The organism is Mucilaginibacter limnophilus, assembly GCF_004005815.1.
GTDB classification, from domain to species: Bacteria; Bacteroidota; Bacteroidia; order Sphingobacteriales; family Sphingobacteriaceae; genus Mucilaginibacter; species Mucilaginibacter limnophilus.
In genome coordinates, this window is sequence record NZ_SACK01000002.1 from 65,608 (window position 1) to 86,813 (window position 21,206).

Consider the following 21,206-nt stretch of genomic DNA (forward strand, 5'->3'; position numbering starts at 1 on the left):
CTTTTGCCGGAAGGATCGCTTTTTATATAAGGCTGATAATTGGGTTCATTTATTGGTGCAGCACTACCTCGCTGTACAGCGGATAATGGTCGGACAGTTTTTTTTCGATGATACGGTAATTCACGAAATCAAAATCGTTACTAGCCATAATATAGTCTATTTGATAATTAGGAAAGTTGCCGTTATAAGTGCGGCCTAAACCGGCACCCTTTTCCCTGAATGCGTTCTTTATTCCTTTAGCCATGGTATTAACCGCGAATGACGACGGCGTATCATTAAAATCTCCGTTAATGATATACGGATGAGGACACGAAGACGCGTGTTGCTTGATCATAAATACCTGCCTGCTGCGACGTATAAATGCTTGTTTTAATTTACTTCCCAACCGACGACTTGAAGCGTAGTTAGTTTTTCCTTTTTGCGATACCGTATCAAGATATTTATAATCTTCCGGCCCAAAACGTATCGATTGCAGGTGTACGTTATATATCCTGAATAGCTTACCGTTACGCTTAACATCCACAAAAAGGCACTGGTTATCGCTTATATGGTCGGTAAGTTTTATCAGCCCGGTATTTTCAATAGGAAATTTTGAAAATATCGCCATGCCAATTTCTTCGGCGCTGCTTGAATGAAAAGGCTTAAAATAATAGTAGCTGCTTTTCATGATCTTTTTCATGCTGTCGAGCAGGGCATACTCACCGCGTTTTTTGGTAAAAAACTCCTGGAAACTGATAATGTCGGGCTGCTGATCGTCAACCAGCTGCAGCATTTGCTGCTTAGTAGCTATATCGTTATTATACCCGTATGGCTTAAAGCTATGGGCATTATAGGTCATTATCCTGATAGCTTCGGGATTGGCTTTACTGCTTGAAAACCTGAACCCGATATTATTGAACAGCACATGGTACCCTGCCAGTATAGTTACCAATGATAAAAAAAAGTAAATTTTACGGCGCAGTACCCAATACAATATGGCCAGCATGTTTAGTAACAAAATAGGCGGATAAGCGAGTCCGAAAAAAGCAAGCGGCCAAAATTTTTCAGGATTAACAACAGGTGCCAGATAGCTGATAAGCAAAGCGGCGCAAAGCAAGTAGTTTGTCCACAACAGGAAGCGTTCTAAAAAATTGATTTTTTTTGGTTTAGCCCTCATCTTTGCTGGCGCGAAATAGTATCTCTTTTTCCTGTCGGGTAAGGTTGTCGTATCCCGAGAGCGATATCTTATCTAAGATACGATCTATTTCTTCCTGTTTTGGTTTTGCAGATGTATTTTTTTCAGGATTTTTAACAACTACTTTCATTTTTGGCTGGGGAGTAAACATCTTGTTGATACTGCCAATCCAGTCGCTGCCGCTTTGCAGGCGTTTAATATAGATAAAGCCCAGCAATGCCCCACCAAGGTGAGCAATGCTACCACCGGCGTTACTGCCTGCAGTGCTTAAAAAATCAATAAGCACATAAAAGATGGCAAGCCATTTTAATTTTACCGGCCCGAATAAAAACAAATGGATGGTGTAATTGGGCAGCAAGGTAGCTGTAGCGATAATAATAGCCATAACACCGGCCGAAGCGCCAACAATTATGGCATCCGGGTTTGTTAGCCCGGGTATAAAATTCATTGCGAGTAAGAAGAATAGTGCGCCGCTTAATCCGCCTAAAATGTACAAACCTAAAGTGCGTTTAGTACCCAAATACTCTTCAAAAATCTGCCCCATCCAATAAAGCCATAACATGTTAAACAGAATGTGAAACACATCGGCATGCATAAACATATAGGTAATGGGTGTCCAGAAACGGGTAGCTAGCTTTTCAAAACTTGCAGGTAATGCAAGGTATTCTGTAGAGAATGAGGTTATATATCCGGTTTTTAAGAACCACAGTTCAAACGTGGCCGGTACATTTATCAGCAAAAACACAGCAACATTTATACCTATAAGCAGGAATAATTTACTACGGGTATGCAGCATTTTATAGGTAATATTTTGCCAGAGTGTCATGATGAGCCGTTTCAGTTATAAACGATTATCTTAACTAAAAGTTGCCGTAACTTTTATAACCCCATATTTTTAAAAGGATAAAGCCAAACAGCGCCCCGCCAAGGTGTGCAAAATGCGCTACCGAGTCGCCTGCATATTGTTTAACCCCCAGAAAAAGCTCTAACACGATATATATAGGCACAATGTATTTAGCTTTTACCGGGACAGGGATGAACATGATCATTAATTCTATATTCGGAAACAGGTACGCAAAAGCTACCAGAATGCCAAATATTGCGCCCGAAGCACCCAGTATAGGTGTCCTGTAAATATCAAATACCTTTTTTAAAGCAACCGGGTTAATATTCGCTAAATCGGCATCGGTGAGTGACGAGCCAAACTTGCCGCCGGGAAGCGTAAATGCTCCTAAAATTCCATGTACTTCAAAAGCCTGAACAGCCATATAAAGCGCCAGCGCACCTATGCCTGTAATAAAATAAAATTCAACAAAGCGCTTAAAGCCAAGTGATTGCTCAACTATAGAGCCAAACATGACTAAAGCGAACATGTTGAACACGATATGCAGTATGTTTGCCGGATCGTGCATAAACAGATAAGTTAACGGTTGCCAGGCTTTAAAATGCTGTGAATCCAAATAAAAAGCTGAGAACCATGCTACCAACGGAAGGCTTGGCAAAGCCCGTACAGCTATGTAAAAAATAACATTAATGATAAGCAGGTTTTTTACAACCGGCGGCATGTTTGCGAAAGGTGATTGCATTTTGGCTATGTATTAAACCTTATACGGTTTATTTTTCAAATCGTTCAAGTATCTCGTTCATGGTAAATGTACTGATCACCGGCTTGCCGTTAAGCGCCACGTTTGGCATCTGGCAGGCAAAAAGCTGGTCAATAAGCAGGTTCATTTCATCCAGTGACAGCTTTGTGCAGGCTTTAATGGCCGCGTTTCGCGCCAGCGAGCGGGCAAGGCTATCACGTTTGTTTAACTTTAAAATGGCTTGGTTGTTTTTAAACCCTTCTAGCAGATGTTCAAGCAGTTCGTGCTCACTGGCCTGGCTCAGTTCGGCGGGTATGCCTTCAACCACTACCGTGTTGCGCCCAAACTCACGTATGTCAAACCCAAGTGCCTTAATATCCGGCAGTAATTCTTTTAATAACTCAAAATCGCTGCTGTTTAGTGTAACCGACTGTGGGAACAAACTTTGCTGGCTCATACCCGAATGGTTTTCCAACTGCTGTAAAAAACGCTCATACAAAATACGCTCGTGCGCAGCCTGCTGGTTTATCAACATAAAACCCGATTTTATTTGAGACAGGATGAACTTATTATGAACCTGGAATAATTGGCGCTCGCTGCTTTTGTTAATATCCTGCTCGTTAACAGTAATGCTTTTCTCTTCGTGCATTTCATGTTGCACCACGGTGTCGCGTTTGCTTATCTCGTACAGTGTTTCCCAATTTTGTGGTACCGGCGCCGCCCGATAACCGCTGCTGCCGCCACTGTCACGTAAAAACGGAATTTCACGGTCGGGCTTTCTTTCGCTGGCAAATGGGTTGAAGTTAGGGTTAACCGTTATGGTTGGCGGCACAATTTCGCTCAGCGGTTTTTCGGTAATCAAATGCCCGATGCTGTTTTCCTGATCGAAATCAATAGTAGGGGTGATATTGTACTTACCCAGCGCACGTTTCACAGCCGAGCGGATGATGGCATAAATAGCCTTTTCATCTTGGTATTTAATCTCGGTTTTTGTTGGATGTACGTTGATATCAATCTTTGCCGGGTCAATGTCAATAAACAGCACATAAAGCGGAAAGCTTTCGTCAGGTAACAGCTCTTCAAACGCTGTTAACACAGCATGATTAAGATATGCGTCGCGGATAAAGCGGTTATTTACAAAGAAAAATTGTTCGCCACGGGTTTTGCGGGCAAATTCGGGCTTACCTACAAAGCCATGAAGTTTTATAATGGTAGTATCTTCCTCAACCGGAACCAATCGCTGGTTATAATTAGACCCCAGCAGGTGAACAATGCGCTGTTTCAAACCCGAAGCAGGTAGATGATATACTTCCTGCCCATCATGGTGCAAGGTTAAAAATACCTGTGGGTTAGCCAGCGCCACCCGCTGAAACTCGTCGATAATATGACGCATTTCCACCGGGTTACTTTTTAAAAAGTTGCGGCGGGCGGGTGTATTATAAAAAAGATTTTTAATGCTTAAAGATGTACCTGTACTTGCCAAACATGGCTCCTGGCTTATAACTTCCGAACCTTCTATAATGATACATGTACCCAGTTCATCTTCATGGCGGCGGGTTTTCAGTTCAACCTGCGCTATGGCCGCTATTGATGCAAGCGCCTCACCGCGAAAACCCATGGTACGTATAGCGAACAGGTCGTCCGCCTTGCGGATTTTAGATGTCGCATGTCGTTCAAAGCTCATGCGGGCGTCGGTAATGCTCATGCCGCAGCCGTTGTCAATCACCTGGATAAGTGATTTTCCCGCATCCTTCAGTATCAGCTGTATTTTATCGGCGCCCGAATCAATAGAATTTTCTATAAGCTCTTTAACCGCAGATGCAGGGCGCTGCACCACTTCGCCTGCGGCAATTTGGTTGGCAACTGAATCGGGTAAAAGCTGTATAATATCGGGCATTGATTAAATTTGCTATTTTGTCGGCGCTGCAAAATTAACTATTTGCAGGCACAAGTTTTGATTTACCGCTTGTAATAAATGTTAACACAAAGGTATCCGAATAACAAAAAATAACGTTAGTTATTACATATGCAAAAACATACGCTACATCTGCTTACACCTTTCTTGTTCTTTTTTACCCTTTTTAATTCGGCCTGCGCGCAAAACCCACCTGCTGCAGCAATAGCTTATCTGGATGAAGAACGGCTTGCCATGCAGTCGACTGTATTACTGAATAACGAAAGCAGAATGATACCGCTGCAAAACCTTGAGGAGCTAAAAGTGGCCAGTATAAATTTTTCAAACACCTATTCGGCGGTATTCGATAGTTTGTTAAATAAATATACGAGGGTGACGCAGTTTAAAGGCGTTGATTATCTCGGTCCGAAAAATATTGCCGCGTTAACGCAGGATCTTAAATTCTACAACACGCTGGTTATACAGGTAACCGATGTTGATCTGAAAAATCAAAAGATAACCGAGTTTATCCGTGCCAACCAGCAGTTAAAAAAAGTAGTACTTGCGGTGTTTGGTAACGGCAATGCACTGGCCACGCTGAATGACCATACCGGCCCGATACTGTGGACGGAAAAAGTAACTACCGTAACCGCATCTGTTGCGGCGCAGGCCATTTTTGGCGGTGTTGCACTTACACAAAACCTGCCGCGTACGTTTTCGGCCAAGTATGCAGTGAACACAGGGTTTTCAACCATAAAAACACGCCTTCAGTACACTATTCCGGAAGCCGCAGGTATCAACTCTAAAAACTTAACAGAGATTGACGACATTGCCGCCGAGGCGATACGTCAGCATGCTACACCCGGTTGTGTGGTACTTGTAGCCAAAGATGGTAAAGTAATATTTAACAAAGCCTATGGCTACCATACGTATGAAGCCGAAGCTCCCGAGAAGGTAAGCGACATTTTCGACCTGGCATCGGTTACCAAGATAAGCGCTACTACAATTGAGGCGATGAAACTGGTTGAAGAAGGAAAGCTGAGCCTTGATTCAACCATGGGAAGCTACCTTTCTGTAGCGCAAAATACCAATAAAACCACTATTACTGTTCGTGAGTTGATGCTGCACCAGGCCGGACTGGTTCCGTATATCCCGTTTCATGACATGATAAAGCCTGCTGATCACAGCGCAGATTCATCAGCCGCGTACCCTACAAAAGTGTCCGATGGCTATTATGTACGTGCAGGTTTTTATAAAGATTTTATGCTGCCTGTTATGTTGAAGAGCCACTTAAATGTGCGCGGGAAATATGAGTACAGCGACCTGAGCATGTATTTTATGAAAGAGATAATTGAATCGGTAACTGCCGAGCCGCTTAACCTATACATGCAGCAGAACTTTTACGATAAGCTGGGCATGCAAACCGCAGGCTTTTTACCGCGGAACCGGTTTACGGTTGATCAAATCGTTCCTACCGAAAATGATACTTACTTCAGGCATACTTTATTGCGTGGTTTTGTGCACGACCAGGGGGCGGCGCTTGCCGGAGGTGTATCTGGCCATGCAGGATTGTTTGCCAGCGCTAATGATCTGGCCATACTTTTCCAGATGCTGCTTAACAAAGGCACTTATGGCGACAAACAATATTTGCAGGCAGCTACTATTGATAGTTTCACCGTAAAGCAATCAAATGTAAGCCGCCGCGGTTTAGGTTTCGACCGCTGGGATCCGCTAACATCAAGACATTACCCATCTGAACTGGCTTCCGACCAAACCTATGGTCACACCGGCTATACCGGCACCTGCGTATGGGTCGACCCAAAATATAATCTGGTTTATATCTTTTTGTCAAATCGTGTGCATCCTAAGGTAACCGAGAAATTATCAAGCTTGCGTATTCGCCCGCGGATTCAGGATGTGGTGTATAAGGCTATTGAGAAAGGGTTGTAGTTATTTCAGCATTTCGTTATAAATGCGGTAGTTTTCGTCGTCAAAACAAATGAATATAACTTCTTTAATGGTGCTGTGCGGTGGGTTGTAATCGAGAACGGTATCAAGCGCAATTTCGGCCGCCCTTTCTTTAGGAAAACCGTAAATGCCGGTACTAATATTCGGGAAGGCAATAGATGTTATACCGTTATCAATGGCTACTTTTAAACTGTTAAGGTATGCTCCGGCTAACAGGGTATCGGCATTTTCTGCGTTTTTTAGGCTCCAAACCGGCCCAACGGCGTGTATCACATATTTGGCAGGAAGGTTTCCGCCGGTAGTAATTACCGCTTCGCCGGTTTTGCAGCCGCCAATTTTGAGGCACTCTTCCAATATCGCTTTTCCGCCTGCACGGTGGATAGCGCCGTCGACCCCGCCGCCGCCTAACAAACTGGTGTTTGCGGCATTAACAATGGCATCTACCTCAAGCTTGGTAATATCGCCTCGTTTTAGTGTGATATGTCTTGATATCATACATTGTTAACAATCAATTTGGCGAATGTTTGTTAAGGCCGGTCGGTTTATCAAGAAATCAGGTTAAATCATTATATCACCCTCAAAAACCTGCATAGCCGGTCCTTCCAGAAAGATATCGGTGAACTTTTCCCCGTCGTAGTTAAAAAGGATGTTCAGGTTACCGCCCAATACTTTAACAGGAGTGGTAATGTGCCCGGTTTGCCCGTTATGTTTGGCCATGGCGAGCGCTACGGCGGTTACACCTGTTCCGCATGCAAAGGTTTCATCCTCTACACCACGTTCAAAGGTGCGTACAAAATAGCCGTTGCCGTTGGATTCAACAAAATTGATGTTAATGCCTTCAGCCCGGTAAGTGTCATTATTGCGAATGGCATATCCTTCGGCATACACATCCTTTTCCTTCAAGTTATCAGCAAAAGTTACATAATGCGGTGAGCCGGTGTTCAATACATAAGCCTCAGCATCCCTGCTAATAGTATCCACATCTATCATTTGCAGGCTTACCCAATCGCCTTCTTCTGAAATTCTGGCATAATGCGAACCATCGACTGCCAAAAATTCGGTTTCGGTGTTGATCACACCTAAAAATTTCGCGAAAGCCACAATGCACCTTCCGCCGTTGCCGCACATGCTGCTGGGCTGGCCGTCGGCATTGTAATACACCATTTCAAAATCATACTCAGGGTGACTTTGCAAAAACATGATACCATCACCACCAATACCAAAGCGGCGGTCGCACAAGCGTTCCAATAACTGTGGATCGTAATGATTTACAATATTTTGCCTGTTATCAACCAAAATAAAATCGTTGCCTGCGCCCTGATATTTGTAAAAATGGAGTTTCACTGTATAGATATTTAATTATCAGCGTTCAATAGTAGCATAATAGTTCCGGTTATCTGTCATTAAGCTGTTAAAATCAGTTTAACAAATTTTAACAAAATTCCATATAACATCCCGTTGATGTTACCGTCTATATGGTATTATATTTGAACAGGATATAAATATCTGAGAAGAATTAAAAATTATAGTAAAGATAGTATGAAAAAAGTTGGTTTAACCTTATTAACCGCATTTGTTGGCGGTGCAATGGCGTTAGGCACATATAAGGTGTTTGAAAAGAAGTACACTGATAATATGAGCTTTGAAGAGCGCCAAAAAGTTTATTTTACAAATAATCCTCTTACCGTATCATCGGCCGGATCGGTTGATTTTACGCAGGCTGCAGGCGCGGTAACACCGGCTGTAGTTTATATACGTACCTCTTATACACCGCAAAGTGGCGGCCGAAGCCAGATGGATGACTTTTTTGGTGACTTTTTCGGACAGCGTATGCGCCCTCAGGGCCCTCAGCAGGCATCAGGTTCAGGTGTGATCATTTCCCCCGACGGTTATATCGTGACAAACAACCACGTTGTTGAAAAGGCCGATAAGATTACCGTTAACCTTAACGATCACCGCAGTTTTCAGGCTAAAGTAATTGGTACAGATCCAAACACCGACCTTGCCCTGATTAAAATTACAGGTGATAACCTGCCTATTGTAAAATTGGGTAACTCTGACGATGTGAAAGTAGGCGAGTGGGTATTGGCAGTTGGTAACCCTTTTAACCTTACATCAACAGTAACTGCTGGTATTGTGAGCGCCAAAGGCCGTAACATCGGTATTATTGGCAGCAACCAGGGTGATGATGACGACAGTAATCCGTTTCAGCAACAACCATCAAGGCCGAAGCTGAATAAAGCTATTGAATCATTTATTCAAACCGACGCGGCTATTAACCCTGGGAATAGTGGCGGTGCATTAGTAAACACCAAAGGTGAGCTAATCGGTATTAACGCGGCTATTGCTTCTCACACCGGTTCGTACGAAGGTTATGGATTCGCCATCCCGGTTAATCTTGCTAAAAAAGTATTGAACGACATTAAAACTTATGGTAGTGTTAAGCGCGGCTTTATCGGCGTAAGCTTTACAGAACTGAACAACGATGTTGCTGAAAAACTGGGTACTAACAAAACAACCGGTTTATATGTAAACGAACTGGTTAAAGGCGGTGGCGCCGAAGCTGCCGGTATCCGCACAGGTGATATCATCACTAAAGTAGAAGGCCAGCCGGTTTACGAATCGTCTCAGCTTCAAGAACATGTAGGCCGTATGCAACCGGGCGACAAGATAAATGTTACCGTATTGCGTGACGGTGCTGAGAAAAACTTCAGCATAACACTTAAGCCTGAAGCTACTGCGCCTAAAACAGCTGCCCTGTCAAAATCGGCCGAAGAGCTGTTCAATAAACTGGGTGCAAGCTTCCAGCCTTTAACAAAAGAGCAAAAAGCTAAATTCAACGTCAACAACGGCGTGGTGGTAACGCAGGTTCGCCCTGGTCGTTTGTTCTACGAAACTGATATTCCTGTTGGTTCAATTATAACTAATATTAACAAACAGCCTATCAATAGCGTGGCTGATATTGACAAAGCGATCACCAATCTGCGCAATGGCAACCTTATTATTACCGGTTACTATCCAGACGGTACCAGCTTTAACAATATGTTCCAGGTACAATAAATAAGTTTTTTAATTGGTTAGTGGTTAGTTAAACCCGGCTTGGTTAGCCGGGTTTTTTTGATTAAATTAGATGTTCAATCCATTAAGTATAGGGTAAACTTAATTATTGAGAAAAAGCACTCTCAAAATCATATAAATGCATTTCATCAGCGCTTGGGCCATAGCTGCCAGGTATAGGTATATTCAGCAAGCGTAAAAATACCCCTAATTGCGCACGATGATGCACCATTTGGCAAAACGCGGTACGTATTACTTCAGCTTTTGACGATACATCATATATAGTATCACCATTTCGCAATGTCCAGTCGGGTAACAGGTCGGCTTCAGTAGCCTTTTCTAAATGCGCACGACCGCTTGCAAATGATTTTTCAAACTCAGCCAGTATATCTTCAGTATTGTGTACCTCGGGCAATTGGTAAGGGTTAGCGGCAAAGTCGAGCCCGTTGGTAGTTAAAGCCATGGTAACCCAGCCGGGTAATTCGGCAATATGCCCTGCAAGTTCGCGGATGCTCATACTTTTTGGATGTGGTTTCCAATCAAATTTATCGGTTGGAACAATTGACAGCATTTTACGAGTGGTTACCGCTTCGGCATCCATCTCTTTTAATAACATTGGGATGATTTCCATAACTGTGGGTTTTTTGTTTATGATTCAAAGAAACCACAGGCTTATGACAGCCCTATGTCAGCAGCAAAATCATCGTTTAAAAAAATTTTATCTGCTGCCAGTTTTAATTTGCTCACATGATTTAGCGTTATCAATTAAGCGTTTTCATCGCTTTTTAACCGGTTTTTTGCTGAAACTAACCGGATTTTGCAAAAACTGAACGTTTTTTGAAATTTTGAGTAACATTTTTCAGCGCCAAACGTCTTAAAGGTATAAAAGCAAGTGAAATTTAAATTTTTTTTATACATTAAATGTTTTATTAACAATTTTAACCTAGTTGGCTAAAATTTTGCCATTTTCATAACAATATGAAAACATGGTTATGATATAAACAAACATTAATAATTATTCTTAAAAAATTTTTAAAAAAAATTTGCACGTAAAGAAACTTAGTGTTACCTTTACACTGTTGAAAGATTGAAACAGATCACACAACACATTAAAATAGTCTTCTCATAATTTAGGTTTATAATTGGTTAGTAAAGGCCCCTGCCCATCAGGGGCTTTACTTTTTTATAATACTTAACAATCATTTAAAATATCAAAGCTTAATTTTTTGGCAATGCATAAGTTTTTGTTACTTTTGCCAACCTCAAATGGGGGATTAGCTCAGCTGGCTAGAGCGCTTGCATGGCATGCAAGAGGTCATCGGTTCGACTCCGATATTCTCCACTGAAGTAGACAATGGCTCTGTAAGTGAGCATAATAGCTCACTTACAACTACTGTCTCCAACAAAACACCGACATTACTACCAATCGATATGTTAACCATTAACAATACGATTGCTATGTCTAAAAACTTCACTCAGCCCTTTCTAAACACGGGCAAACCCATTACATCAGTTCCCAAAGGCTCTACGAAAGCTAAAGAGCAAGCAAAGGCGGACTGGTATGTTGAATTCTCTTATTTAAATCCAGAGACGGGTAGAATGCAGAGATTTCGGAAGACACATGACGGAAACCGCGTTAAAGACCCTCAAATCAAGCAAAAACATTTTAATGCTCTTTTGGAGGCGTATAAAGATGCTTTAGAAGCTGGCTGGAGCCCTGTTGACGAGCAAAACAACGCTAAACTTAGACGAGCAGCAATATCTATCAGTTTGGCAGAAGGCAAGACGCTTTTCCAGTCCTACCACAAACACAAGGGAACACGACCTAAATCGATCGCTACTTACCTATCGAAAGTCAACGCCTTTATTAATCATTATGGTGCCGATACGAAGGTAGATAAGATAACTGACTATGAAGTCACTAGTTTTCTCAATCACCAGGAAGCAACATTTGGGTGGGTAGGGTCAACATACGTTAATGCCAGAATCAATCTAAACAACTTCTTCAAGTATCTCAAGTCTAATAAATACATTCCGGCAAATCCAGTTACAGATACAGAGACACGTAGAAAGATTAAGACTGAAAAACATAAGGTGTTCAGCGATGAAGATTTTAACAATATCATGGCGTGGCTTAAAGCAAATGACCCTTACGCCTTACTGTTCTGCCGTACTATTTATTACACTTGCATCCGACCAAAGGAGCTGCGTCATTTGCAATTAAAACATATCAATCTCAAGACGGGCGTCATCACTGTTCCTGCAAACATTGCGAAGAACAAACGTCCAATACCCGTTAAGATCGACCCTAGCTTGATGAAAGAGCTGGAACTACTTATGATCGATCAATACAGTGAGGATTTCTATTTGTTCGGCTGTACACTTAGCATAGTTGGAGGTAAGCGCATTGGAGAAAACACACCTTATAACCGCTTCCGTAAGTGCTTAAAGCATCTAAACTTGCTTAACAAGAACTATGATATGTATAGTTTTAAGCATCTATCCAACGTACGAAAGTTCCTTGCAGGTTGGACTGTTGCTCAGATAAGTAAGGCTAATAGACACTCAAACATTTCGGAAACTGAAACTTACCTAAAGGATCTGCTGGACTTTGTAGAGATAGATAAGGAGATTCCCGCTATATAACTGCCATCATACGCAACTGAATGCAATGTGCAGTATGTAACCACGTGTTACAACTGCATTTTGCATATTACTGCACGGTTCGGCAATAATATAAAGAATGGTTACCTGTAACCACTATGTTGAGATGTCCAACTTTGAATTTGCTTTTTCGTTTTGAGAGTTCAGGTCTGAGTTGGTAAGAGAATATGTTTGGAAGTTCACCTACAGCCTTTAAAAGCGAAAACTGGTAAGTGCTGGGCAATCACAGGTACACATACTCTAAACAAAACGCCAAGCTATTAAGCCTGGCGTTTGTTATGCTAATGTATGTAAGTCGTTACAAGCTATATTGCAGTACACGCTTCTTCTAATTCCTTAATCGTTGTCCATTCAAGGCAATTCTTAGGCGTAACCTCATCATGTTTAATCAAGCAAAGAAGTAGCTGTTCAACAGTGTTGAAGAATGCATCATTTTCAGCTAGCTGACGTAAAGCATTGTAAGGCTTTTCACCTTTTGCTGCCTCATCAAAGTAAGCGAGCTCAAAATTTGTGATTGATGACAACAGCCTTACCTTTATCCCTTCAGGCTTCAAACTCAATTCGTTTAGAATGTTTTCGTTTATCTTCCAGGCAGGGTTAGCATTGCCGTTAATGCTAAAAGGGCTATCGGCATCATGCAGGATAGCATAATCTGACCCGAACTGATTAAGTATTTTCATTAGGGACACAATTGTGGCCTTTCCACGTGCGCGTATGATATGAATGTCCTTATAGGCCTCAGGCTTACGCTGTATGATATATTTAAATGCAGTGTATTCAGTATCACCTTCTACTATAATTGTTTTACCACCGAAGAAGAACTCAGCAATGTAAGGGTCACAAATGTTCAGTAGCTTTAGATTAAGCTTGTCATCGTCACTAAGCTTTAATCGGTCAGGTCTGAAAACAGTGGTTCCTATGATAGCGCCATCCCCCGTTCTTCGCTCTACTTTAACAATAGTAGTGTTGTCTTTTGAGAAATCGATAAAGATTGGTGAATGGGTGGTAACCATTACTTGCCAATGTTTATTGTTAGGTAGGTTGTAAAGTACGTTACACGCTTCCCGGATTGCGTTGGGATGTAGACAGATTTCAGGCTCATCTAATAACAGCACATGAGGCCGAACAGGCGTTCCATCATCATTGCGCTTCTCGTTCATTTCCGATATATACTTTAATGCCGACCATAAAAGCGTCCTTCTGGCCCCGCTTCCTTGCCTTTCAATGGAGCTCATGTAACCATCTTCTGGCCCCATTAACAATTGAGCGTCTCCTTTAAACAATGCAATGCTTTTATCTAAACCTTCCTCCGACTTTGGGTCGAAGTCAACCTTATAGTTTGGGAATACTTTACTTATCAAACTTGATAATTCATCGTTGATCTTTGTAATCTCAACCTGTGCTTCATCAAAGATTGCTTTCTGTAGAGTTTCAACCTGCTTTATGAGTTTCCGGTACTGGCTTTCTTCATCTTCAAAGCCTTTGTGTTGCCTGACCTTATCTTCCAGTACCTTTTTTAACAAAGTTTTTATTTCTTCAGCTTGCTTGGTCGGGTCATCAAAAGCATCTACCCTGTGTGGTTCCGGCCTCTTTGAGTTAGCAACATTGGGGGCACCCCACGGCACTTGCTCACTCCATGCACCAACCTCGACGTCCCAACCTTGTCGTTTAGATTTTGCGTTTACTTCAGACCACGTAAACTTTTCACGCACTAAGCGTTCGCCAAACTCTGTTGTTGCTATCCACTTCTCACCTGGGCTATTATCATACACGATTGTCTGAATCTCTATTTCAGGCAAATTGCTGGGATCAATAAAACTATTTGGAAAGTCATCTATCCTCAGCTTCCCTTTGTCAGACCCTTGAGACATCGCTAATTCGTATGCCTTTAAAATAGTGCTCTTGCCGACATTATTGCCTCCGACAAGAACAACGATGTCATTTAGTTCTATCTCCACAGGGGTGGAGCCAATGCACCTGAAGTTTTTAATTATCAATTTGGTTAACCTAGGTCTAGGTACCGCTGGGTCTTTTGATTCTAATGTTACTTCTTCTACAACTTGTTTCTTTGCCATTTAGGTTTAAGTTTAATATGGGAGGTAAAGATAAGGAGAAGGCGGAAACAATGTATATGAGTAGTTTTACACACGTTGTAGCTCTATCAACATTTACTAACAAGCAGTTTATCGATGTATTGGCTTCCTAAGCATACCGGTTTTGGAACTAATAAGAAACGCCAAGTCGTTAGCCTCGCGTGAATATGTAGTTAGTAAACTCTCAGTAGACGTGCGAACACCGCTAGGACAATTGTCTCCTATATACTGGGATCAATAAAGGAGGTAATTTTACATAAGGTTTCTGTTAAGTTTTTGCTGATATCTTTTTCCCAAAATCGAAGTACTTTATAACCAAGCTGGTTTAACTTTGCGTTGTTTTCCATATCTCGTTGCATGTTTCTTTCAATCTTAGCTATCCAAAACTCTCGGTTAGCTTTAATCTTTGTACGCTTCTTTTCCCATTCATAGCCGTGCCAAAACTCTCCATCTACAAATACAACTAGTTTATGACGTTGCATCACGAGGTCTGGATTTCCTGGCAATTTCTTGTTATGTATTCGATAACGAATACCTAATGCCCAAAGCGCCTTTCTTAACGCAATCTCAGGTTTAGTATTTTTATTTTTAATCTTCGACATCAAACGGCTCCGTGTTTCACTAGTCGAAAACCCGTTTTTAGCCTCAAAGCGAGGAACTTTGATAATCAATGGTTCGTTCGAAGGTTTCATTATGAGAATGTGGAAAACTAATTATATTAGCATAGTATTCAAGTTCTAAGCTTTTATATATTTGTAACCATGTGTAAGGTTGTATAACATGGTTATATGAAAACTGTTTTAACAATATCCCAAGCTGCCGAACTAATAGGTGTAAGCAAAGAAACACTTAGACGTTGGGATCGTTGCGGCAAACTTCCTGCAATAAGGCAACCTATGAGTAGCTATCGACTTTATAATGAAGAACAACTTATGATATTTAAGGATCTGAACCCCGAAATAGAGAACATTACCAAACAAACTACGGTTACACCCTTACGTGAATATAAAGTGCTGGAGTTATTTGCTGGTGCAGGCGGATTGGCAATTGGTCTGGAAAAAGCGGGTCTTAAATGTGTTGCTTTAAACGAAGTAGACCATTGGGCAGCTGAAACACTGCGCATGAATAGGCCTAACTGGAATGTTATAGAAGCTGACGTCCGTAACGTTTCCTTCTCCCATTTACTTGGTAAGGTTGATGTTGTGACTGGCGGGTTTCCCTGCCAAGCGTTTAGTTATGCAGGTAAAAAACTTGGCTTACAAGACGCTAGAGGTACTTTATTTTATGAGTTTGCAAGAGCTGTCCAAGAAACGCAACCTTCCATATGCATAGGGGAAAACGTAAGAGGGCTATTAAACCATGATAATGGCCGGACTTTAAAAGGCATGATATCTATATTAGACGAGCTCGGATATCGGGTCTTAGAGCCACAAGTGCTTCGTGCTGTACAATACAATGTTCCACAAAAGAGGGAACGACTCATTTTGGTTGGTATCAGGAAAGATGTCGAGGTCGATTTTCATTATCCAAAGCCGAATAACAAACTATACACTTTGCGTGATGCTTTAAAGAAAGGAAGTCTGTTTGATACTGACGTTCCTCATTCATTTGGTACTAAATATCCGTTAAGCAAGTCAAAGGTACTTGATTTGGTTCCACCAGGAGGCTATTGGCGGGATTTACCTTTAGACCTTCAAAAGGAGTATATGCAGAAAAGCTTTTTCTTAGGTGGCGGAAAAACGGGAATGGCGAGAAGGATCAGTTGGAATGAGCCATGTCTGACATTAACTTGCAGTCCAGCGCAAAAGCAAACAGAGCGCTGCCACCCTGACGAAACTCGTCCGTTTACGGTCAGGGAATATGCACGGATACAAACCTTTCCAGATGATTGGACGTTTGCCGGTTCCATGTCTGCGCAATATAAGCAGATTGGAAACGCTGTACCTGTAAACCTTGCGCTTGCTGTGGGTAAATCAATTGTGGGTTTCCTTAACGATCAAACAGTAAAAGAATCACAAAACTCTATTGCATTGGCAGAAGCATAGTTTAAAGTTCATCAAAGCCCCTGTAATATCGATAGTTGTCTAAAGCAATTTGGTCAAGGATGCTCCGAACGCCAGCTTCTGATGATGCTATGATTTCAGATAGCGCTGAATGTTCTTGTACGACATCTGCCTGCTCAAGACTTCTAAGATAATCGTCAATCGCTGTCGGAAGAATTCTATACAACTGAAAAAGGGCGTCTGGAACACCTGATAGTAGTGCATAAAACCTGTCGCCTGATATCTTTCTTACACGAGGATGGGAATAATGCGTGCCGTTTAAATAAGCTTCCCAAGGCCTATCAAAGCTTCCTTTGGCTAAAATCTGAACCCAATAACATGTAGCATGCTCTGCTCTATGGTTATCTGCAAACACCCTCAGTCGCTCAAACATACTTCTTTGAGCGCCACTACTCGCGGTATTATGTTTGTTTTTAATCTCAGCGAACATCGTGTTATCGCTAGCCTTAACATCATATCCAGTGAGACGGCCTGTCTCAAAACCATCTATCCCTCCAAGCACATCTTCATGAAAGGAGCCGATAAAGTTGTTGATTGATTTGTCTATTTGTCTAAGCATCTCGGTATTAACCAAGCTCTCTTGATCAATGCCATTGAACTTGCTATCAAAGGTTAGCTTGAAAGAGTCTATTTTGTTCTCATAAAACCTAGCAGTGTCAATGCTATTCTTAGCATTGACATATGATCGATGCAACTTAGCAATACAGGTTTTTAAATGATCATCAGTTATGTATGATAAGTAAGTATTAGCCATATACGTTTTTATATGGCTAATATGAGGATAGTAAGTAAACTACGCAAGGGCCGAATTAGCCTCACCATGTTGTAATGCTAGTAGGGATGCTTAAAGAGTTATTATTTGTTAAAAGAAGCAATATATTCTTCAAGGTTTTTCCCTATGACCGTAAGGTTAGTAATCGGAACTTGTTCTCTTTTTGCCAAGTCAGGGCTTCTTAAGTTGCGTTGTAGTTGACTCAGAGCGACTATAGCAACAGCAGTATCTGTTAAGTCGTCTGTAACGACGTAAACCTTGTCAGGCCGTTCATCCTGTAACGGAATGATGGTCTTTACAATCTGCCCGGGTAGAACAGTAGTTAATTGTGTGTTCATGTTCAAGATATTAATTAAAGTTGTTGAATTATTTGTATTCTTAAACGCGAGGCGTCTGCGAGTTGAGCAAATGGTCTTCATAGAGGAAGCACGAAGTGCGCTATGGAGAATGCTTCACACAAAGAACTGGCGGAGCTTTTGCTTTTAAAGGCTGTGCGTGTGGTTATACAAAAGCTGTGACAGTTGTGAAGCCATTTGCGATGAAGCAGGCGAGCCAAACAAGGAAACCGCTTGACTTTGGTTGTAATGAAGCGTAGCGTAATGTAACCAGAGGCAGAGAAAGGTTTCATGGAGCGACGTCATTTGCTAAATCAAAGCCTGTGACAGATTGCGGAAGCGTAAGCCAAGGCATGGCTGGACATTTTATGTGCGGGTGGTATATGTATATCAGGGTTGGATAAAAAATGTGCGGCATGTGCGCATAGGTGCAGTGGAGTTTGGATATGTCGGCAGACTTATTTAAACGTAACAAAATCTGGCATTGCGCTTTGATAGCATTTAAGTTGCGTAATACGTATCTTCCTGGGGTGGTGGGCTACCAAGCGATAGGTAATATGCGCAGCTATCCTTTCTCGGTTCTAAGCAGCAAAAAAGCGGGGAAGGATAGTGTAGCTTATTATGGTAATGTTATTCAATCAAACGCTGAGCCCGCGCAAGTACATGGTCGTAGGTTAGTATTGTTATGTTATGGTAAGCACTACACAAAATTCTATAGGCTTGCATTTGTTTCTTGTTCCAATCGTTTGACCTTCCGAAGATAAGAATGCACCTGGGTTTCACGAGGGGAGTATTGTCAGCTCGCTCTAAGAACTTTATGCTGTTGCTCTCTCGTTCAATCTCGTATATATAATTAGAACATTGGGTTATAGCTTTTACTAAGTCGTTATGAGGCACGTAATTATCGTGATCGAGCTTGTCATGCCAAAATTGGGAACTACCTTGTGGTCTTTTGATTTCAACAATGTCGACAAATCCATCATAGGCTTTCATAAGAAAGTCGGATATGTTAGCGCTATCTATCCTTCGCTCATCTAAGATTTTTACAAATTCAGTGCCTAGCACCCAACTATTCTTCTCAAACCAACGCTGCCATTCATGTTCATTAAGACTGTCATTGAGCATGTCTTGATACTGTGATACCGCTCGTATCTTGTCTGTTTGCTTCAACGCTATAACAAACTCCTCCGGTACAACGTTATGATCAACCAAGAAATCAACTATCTCTTGTTGGTTGCCATGAGAGAAGATCTCCTCTAAACATTCTAAATGTCTATCGTTGAAGGTTTCGTCGATTGAAATAAACTTCTTAGCGCCTTGCCTGAATGGTTCATAGGTTTCTTTAAGAAAGTCAATTAGCGCGTGAAATTCTTCTGCGGTTAAAGTAAGTTCGCTCTTTGGCACTAAGGATTCAAGAGACTCGTCTTCAAACGACATCAAACTAGGCTTTTTATATCGGCCTATTTTGAGGGTTACTTCAGTGTTTTCACTTCTCGGTATTCCCCAGAAACCGACTCTTGTGATGGTCTTAGGTTTGTCAAGTAGAACCTTGTGAACGTATTTTATACCTTTAGGAGAAACTTTAACTTCTTGCATATCTGATAATTAAAATTCTAAGATAGCGATTTGCCGCGTCATCATGATAGGTGTTGATAAGTTGGTAGTCTTAGCCAACCACACATACTTCCTTAGAGGGTTCATGCTGCAAAACAAACTTCCTACCATCCCACACCGCCTTGCAACTCTTCAACCTGTAAGCATCACCCTGTTTCCAACTGATACCGACAACATCTTCGATCAGGTCTTCTAAAAACACAGTTTCGCCAACTTGAATGTCATGCGGAATAAGGTAAGCAGCAAATGGGCTTTCGAACTGATAAGGATAATAGAACGTCCAATCAATAACAGCATTCGATGCTACTGGCGGCGGATGATTGCCTGGCATGTTTAAGGTTATTGGCAATTGCCGGTAATCATTAACCACATTGATTTTACCTGTTTCCTTATCCTGCAATACAGCAAATTTGCTTTTAATGTTTGGTGACGGGATAACAGGCTTTACCAATGGCCAGAAACCTTGTGCAGCAGCTTCATTGATAGCCTCTTTATTCCGCGCTGTTTTGACCACCCGAATGCTGTTGTCGGTGTTATTTTCTTCTGTAAGTTTCATGTGTGATTGTTAGGTTTTCTTGGTTCAAATCCACTTTTAAGCAGGTTTCAGTAGCATTTTGTAGCATTGCTTGTACTTTGGTATCACTTAGTTTTGCAGTGTCGTAAACAGCCTGATTGCATGTGCTACACAACTTTGCCTGTGCATTGGATGTAGGTTCCAACTGCTCCCATGTTTTGGCAAGCGGACAATATAACTCCTTGAGAAATGCGCCTGTGTTTGTAAAGAGTTGCTGTGTGATAGGATTGTATTTCATGGTGGCAAGAAAAATAGCCTGCCTTCATCAGACAGGCTATAAAAGCTAAGCTGGTTAATTTACCTCTGTATATTCATAGGTATATGATTCTGTATCTCCTGAACCACTAATGGTCATGGAAGCAGGATAGCCGTAACTGTTGTAAGTATAGCTGTAAACTTTTTCAGAACCATCATCATTGAAGCTAACCGGGTTATGCGCACCAGGTGTGTAACTTAAGCCATGCTCCTGCAAGTAAGCACGGAAGTATATCCAGTAAGGCAAGGCGTTAGTAAGGTTCTTCTTATCATCAAAGCTTTTATTGGTTATGGTGTATTTGTAGTTCGTTGCGTTTCCATTGCTGTATTCGGTTGCATCCTGCTTGGTGTTGTTACCGTTTGCGTCATATTGATAGTTGATCTCAACCTCATTAGGATTGAACCACTTAGTCAGGTTGCCATTACTGTATGTAAGCGTATGCTCGGCACCTAATACGTTGCCTGACTTGTAAAACTTGATGTTGCCAACGTTGCTGCCACTAAGAGTAACTGTTGATTTGGCATAGTCGTAGGTGTTAGACCTAGTGTGAGAAATCGTGGTGCCTGTCAGGATACCTCTGCCATCATAAACAAAGATGTTGGTCTCAACATCGGGTGTTATAGAGTAATGGTATATGGTGGATTTGGTGAGCTGCTTGCCATTATAGGTGAACTCCATGATTGGCTTGCCGTAGTATGTATCGCCAGTGGTATTGTTGATGATTTTAGTAAGCAGAACAGTTGGTTCTTCCGGCTTCGGCTCTTCGTTAGTAGAGCTGCTCTTTGAACATGAGAATAGGGTTAAGGCTGCAAAAGCCAGTAGAATTGATCTTTTCATTGTGATAATCTGTTGTTGTATGTATTAAGTTGTTATTTGGTGATGTTGGTTGCTGCGAACTGACCTTGGTGGGCTTTTAATGTGTGGCGCTGTTCTAATCAAACCCTTCCGCTACCCATAAAATAGCGAATACGATAAGCCAGTAAAGCAGGAACATGATACCTAAGTCAATCCAGTCGTTGTTGGTTATGGGCTTGATGAATCGGTCAATGATGTTGTCCCATCCATGAAATAAGAACATCCAGGCTAAGTAAGCGGCAAAGCCGACCCAAACAAGGCGCTTTTGGCCTTTAGATAAGTCTTCGTAGAGTTGCATAGTGAT

At 41.7% G+C, this 21,206-nt stretch carries 20 protein-coding genes and 1 tRNA gene; 5 read left to right on the forward strand and 16 right to left on the reverse strand.

Annotation, left to right across the window (positions count from 1 at the left end; genetic code table 11):
- Positions 1–49: 49 nt before the first annotated feature.
- From EOD41_RS04605 to mutL, 4 genes are read right to left on the reverse strand one after another with little or no spacing between them, the layout of a single operon-like run.
- The gene (locus EOD41_RS04605) at positions 50–1,156 is read right to left on the reverse strand and encodes an endonuclease/exonuclease/phosphatase family protein (protein WP_127703628.1); all 1,107 of its coding nucleotides are present in this window, start codon (positions 1,154–1,156) and stop codon (positions 50–52) included.
- Complete coding sequence (locus EOD41_RS04610; protein ID WP_127703629.1) at positions 1,146–2,000, reverse strand: rhomboid family protein; 855 nt, start codon at positions 1,998–2,000, stop codon at positions 1,146–1,148. The genes EOD41_RS04605 and EOD41_RS04610 overlap by 11 nt, the downstream gene beginning before the upstream one ends.
- Positions 2,001–2,034: 34 nt before the next feature.
- Positions 2,035–2,760, reverse strand: coding sequence for a rhomboid family intramembrane serine protease (locus tag EOD41_RS04615; RefSeq protein WP_127703630.1), 726 nt, complete (start codon positions 2,758–2,760; stop codon positions 2,035–2,037).
- A 28-nt stretch (positions 2,761–2,788) separates the two neighbouring features.
- Positions 2,789–4,654, reverse strand: coding sequence for a DNA mismatch repair endonuclease MutL (gene mutL, locus EOD41_RS04620; protein ID WP_127703631.1), 1,866 nt, complete (start codon positions 4,652–4,654; stop codon positions 2,789–2,791).
- Between the two features lie 129 nt (positions 4,655–4,783).
- Between mutL and EOD41_RS04625 the strand changes: the two genes are divergently transcribed.
- On the forward strand, positions 4,784–6,601 hold the full coding sequence (locus tag EOD41_RS04625) for a serine hydrolase domain-containing protein (protein WP_127703632.1): 1,818 nt from the start codon (positions 4,784–4,786) through the stop codon (positions 6,599–6,601).
- On the opposite strand, the gene EOD41_RS04630 is transcribed toward EOD41_RS04625, so the two are convergent.
- Both EOD41_RS04630 and dapF read right to left on the reverse strand, forming a co-directional pair.
- Positions 6,602–7,114, reverse strand: coding sequence for an O-acetyl-ADP-ribose deacetylase (locus tag EOD41_RS04630; RefSeq protein ID WP_127703633.1), 513 nt, complete (start codon positions 7,112–7,114; stop codon positions 6,602–6,604).
- A gap of 63 nt (positions 7,115–7,177) precedes the next feature.
- Positions 7,178–7,963: a diaminopimelate epimerase gene (dapF, locus tag EOD41_RS04635; RefSeq protein WP_127703634.1), complete on the reverse strand. Its 786-nt coding sequence runs from the start codon at positions 7,961–7,963 to the stop codon at positions 7,178–7,180.
- Positions 7,964–8,158: 195 nt separating this feature from the next.
- Between dapF and EOD41_RS04640 the strand changes: the two genes are divergently transcribed.
- The gene (locus EOD41_RS04640; protein WP_127703635.1) at positions 8,159–9,679 is read left to right on the forward strand and encodes a Do family serine endopeptidase; all 1,521 of its coding nucleotides are present in this window, start codon (positions 8,159–8,161) and stop codon (positions 9,677–9,679) included.
- Positions 9,680–9,782: 103 nt separating this feature from the next.
- Here the strand turns inward: EOD41_RS04640 and EOD41_RS04645 are convergent, their stop codons facing one another.
- Positions 9,783–10,307, reverse strand: a complete 525-nt coding sequence (locus EOD41_RS04645; RefSeq protein ID WP_127703636.1) for a DinB family protein — start codon at positions 10,305–10,307, stop codon at positions 9,783–9,785.
- Between the two features lie 637 nt (positions 10,308–10,944).
- On the opposite strand from EOD41_RS04645, the gene EOD41_RS04650 reads away from it, so the two are divergent.
- Both EOD41_RS04650 and EOD41_RS04655 read left to right on the forward strand, forming a co-directional pair.
- Positions 10,945–11,018 (forward strand) — tRNA-Ala (locus EOD41_RS04650).
- 89 nt (positions 11,019–11,107) lie between these two features.
- The gene (locus EOD41_RS04655; RefSeq protein WP_127703637.1) at positions 11,108–12,322 is read left to right on the forward strand and encodes a tyrosine-type recombinase/integrase; all 1,215 of its coding nucleotides are present in this window, start codon (positions 11,108–11,110) and stop codon (positions 12,320–12,322) included.
- Positions 12,323–12,645: 323 nt separating this feature from the next.
- Here the strand turns inward: EOD41_RS04655 and EOD41_RS04660 are convergent, their stop codons facing one another.
- Together EOD41_RS04660 and EOD41_RS04665 are read right to left on the reverse strand one after the other, a co-directional pair.
- The gene (locus EOD41_RS04660; RefSeq protein ID WP_127703638.1) at positions 12,646–14,415 is read right to left on the reverse strand and encodes an ATP-dependent nuclease; all 1,770 of its coding nucleotides are present in this window, start codon (positions 14,413–14,415) and stop codon (positions 12,646–12,648) included.
- A 239-nt stretch (positions 14,416–14,654) separates the two neighbouring features.
- Positions 14,655–15,125: a very short patch repair endonuclease gene (locus EOD41_RS04665; protein ID WP_127703639.1), complete on the reverse strand. Its 471-nt coding sequence runs from the start codon at positions 15,123–15,125 to the stop codon at positions 14,655–14,657.
- A 96-nt stretch (positions 15,126–15,221) separates the two neighbouring features.
- Here EOD41_RS04665 and dcm point away from each other — a divergent pair, with 96 nt between their 5' ends.
- A complete protein-coding gene (dcm, locus tag EOD41_RS04670; protein WP_127703640.1) occupies positions 15,222–16,478 on the forward strand; it encodes a DNA (cytosine-5-)-methyltransferase in 1,257 nt (418 codons plus the stop codon).
- 1 nt (position 16,479) lies between these two features.
- Here dcm and EOD41_RS04675 read toward each other — a convergent pair whose 3' ends face one another.
- From EOD41_RS04675 to EOD41_RS04705, 7 genes are all read right to left on the reverse strand, one after another.
- A complete protein-coding gene (locus EOD41_RS04675) occupies positions 16,480–17,250 on the reverse strand; it encodes an Eco47II family restriction endonuclease (protein WP_127703641.1) in 771 nt (256 codons plus the stop codon).
- 101 nt (positions 17,251–17,351) lie between these two features.
- Positions 17,352–17,606, reverse strand: coding sequence for a hypothetical protein (locus tag EOD41_RS04680; protein WP_127703642.1), 255 nt, complete (start codon positions 17,604–17,606; stop codon positions 17,352–17,354).
- Positions 17,607–18,233: 627 nt separating this feature from the next.
- Positions 18,234–19,199, reverse strand: a complete 966-nt coding sequence (locus EOD41_RS04685) for a Shedu anti-phage system protein SduA domain-containing protein (protein WP_127703643.1) — start codon at positions 19,197–19,199, stop codon at positions 18,234–18,236.
- 70 nt (positions 19,200–19,269) lie between these two features.
- A complete protein-coding gene (locus tag EOD41_RS04690) occupies positions 19,270–19,773 on the reverse strand; it encodes a hypothetical protein (RefSeq protein ID WP_127703644.1) in 504 nt (167 codons plus the stop codon).
- Positions 19,751–20,029, reverse strand: a complete 279-nt coding sequence (locus tag EOD41_RS04695) for a hypothetical protein (RefSeq protein ID WP_127703645.1) — start codon at positions 20,027–20,029, stop codon at positions 19,751–19,753. Before EOD41_RS04695 ends, EOD41_RS04690 begins: the two co-directional genes overlap by 23 nt.
- 54 nt (positions 20,030–20,083) lie before the next feature.
- Positions 20,084–20,884: a hypothetical protein gene (locus tag EOD41_RS04700; protein WP_127703646.1), complete on the reverse strand. Its 801-nt coding sequence runs from the start codon at positions 20,882–20,884 to the stop codon at positions 20,084–20,086.
- Between the two features lie 94 nt (positions 20,885–20,978).
- Complete coding sequence (locus EOD41_RS04705) at positions 20,979–21,200, reverse strand: hypothetical protein (protein ID WP_127703647.1); 222 nt, start codon at positions 21,198–21,200, stop codon at positions 20,979–20,981.
- Between the last annotated feature and the right edge of the window lie 6 nt (positions 21,201–21,206).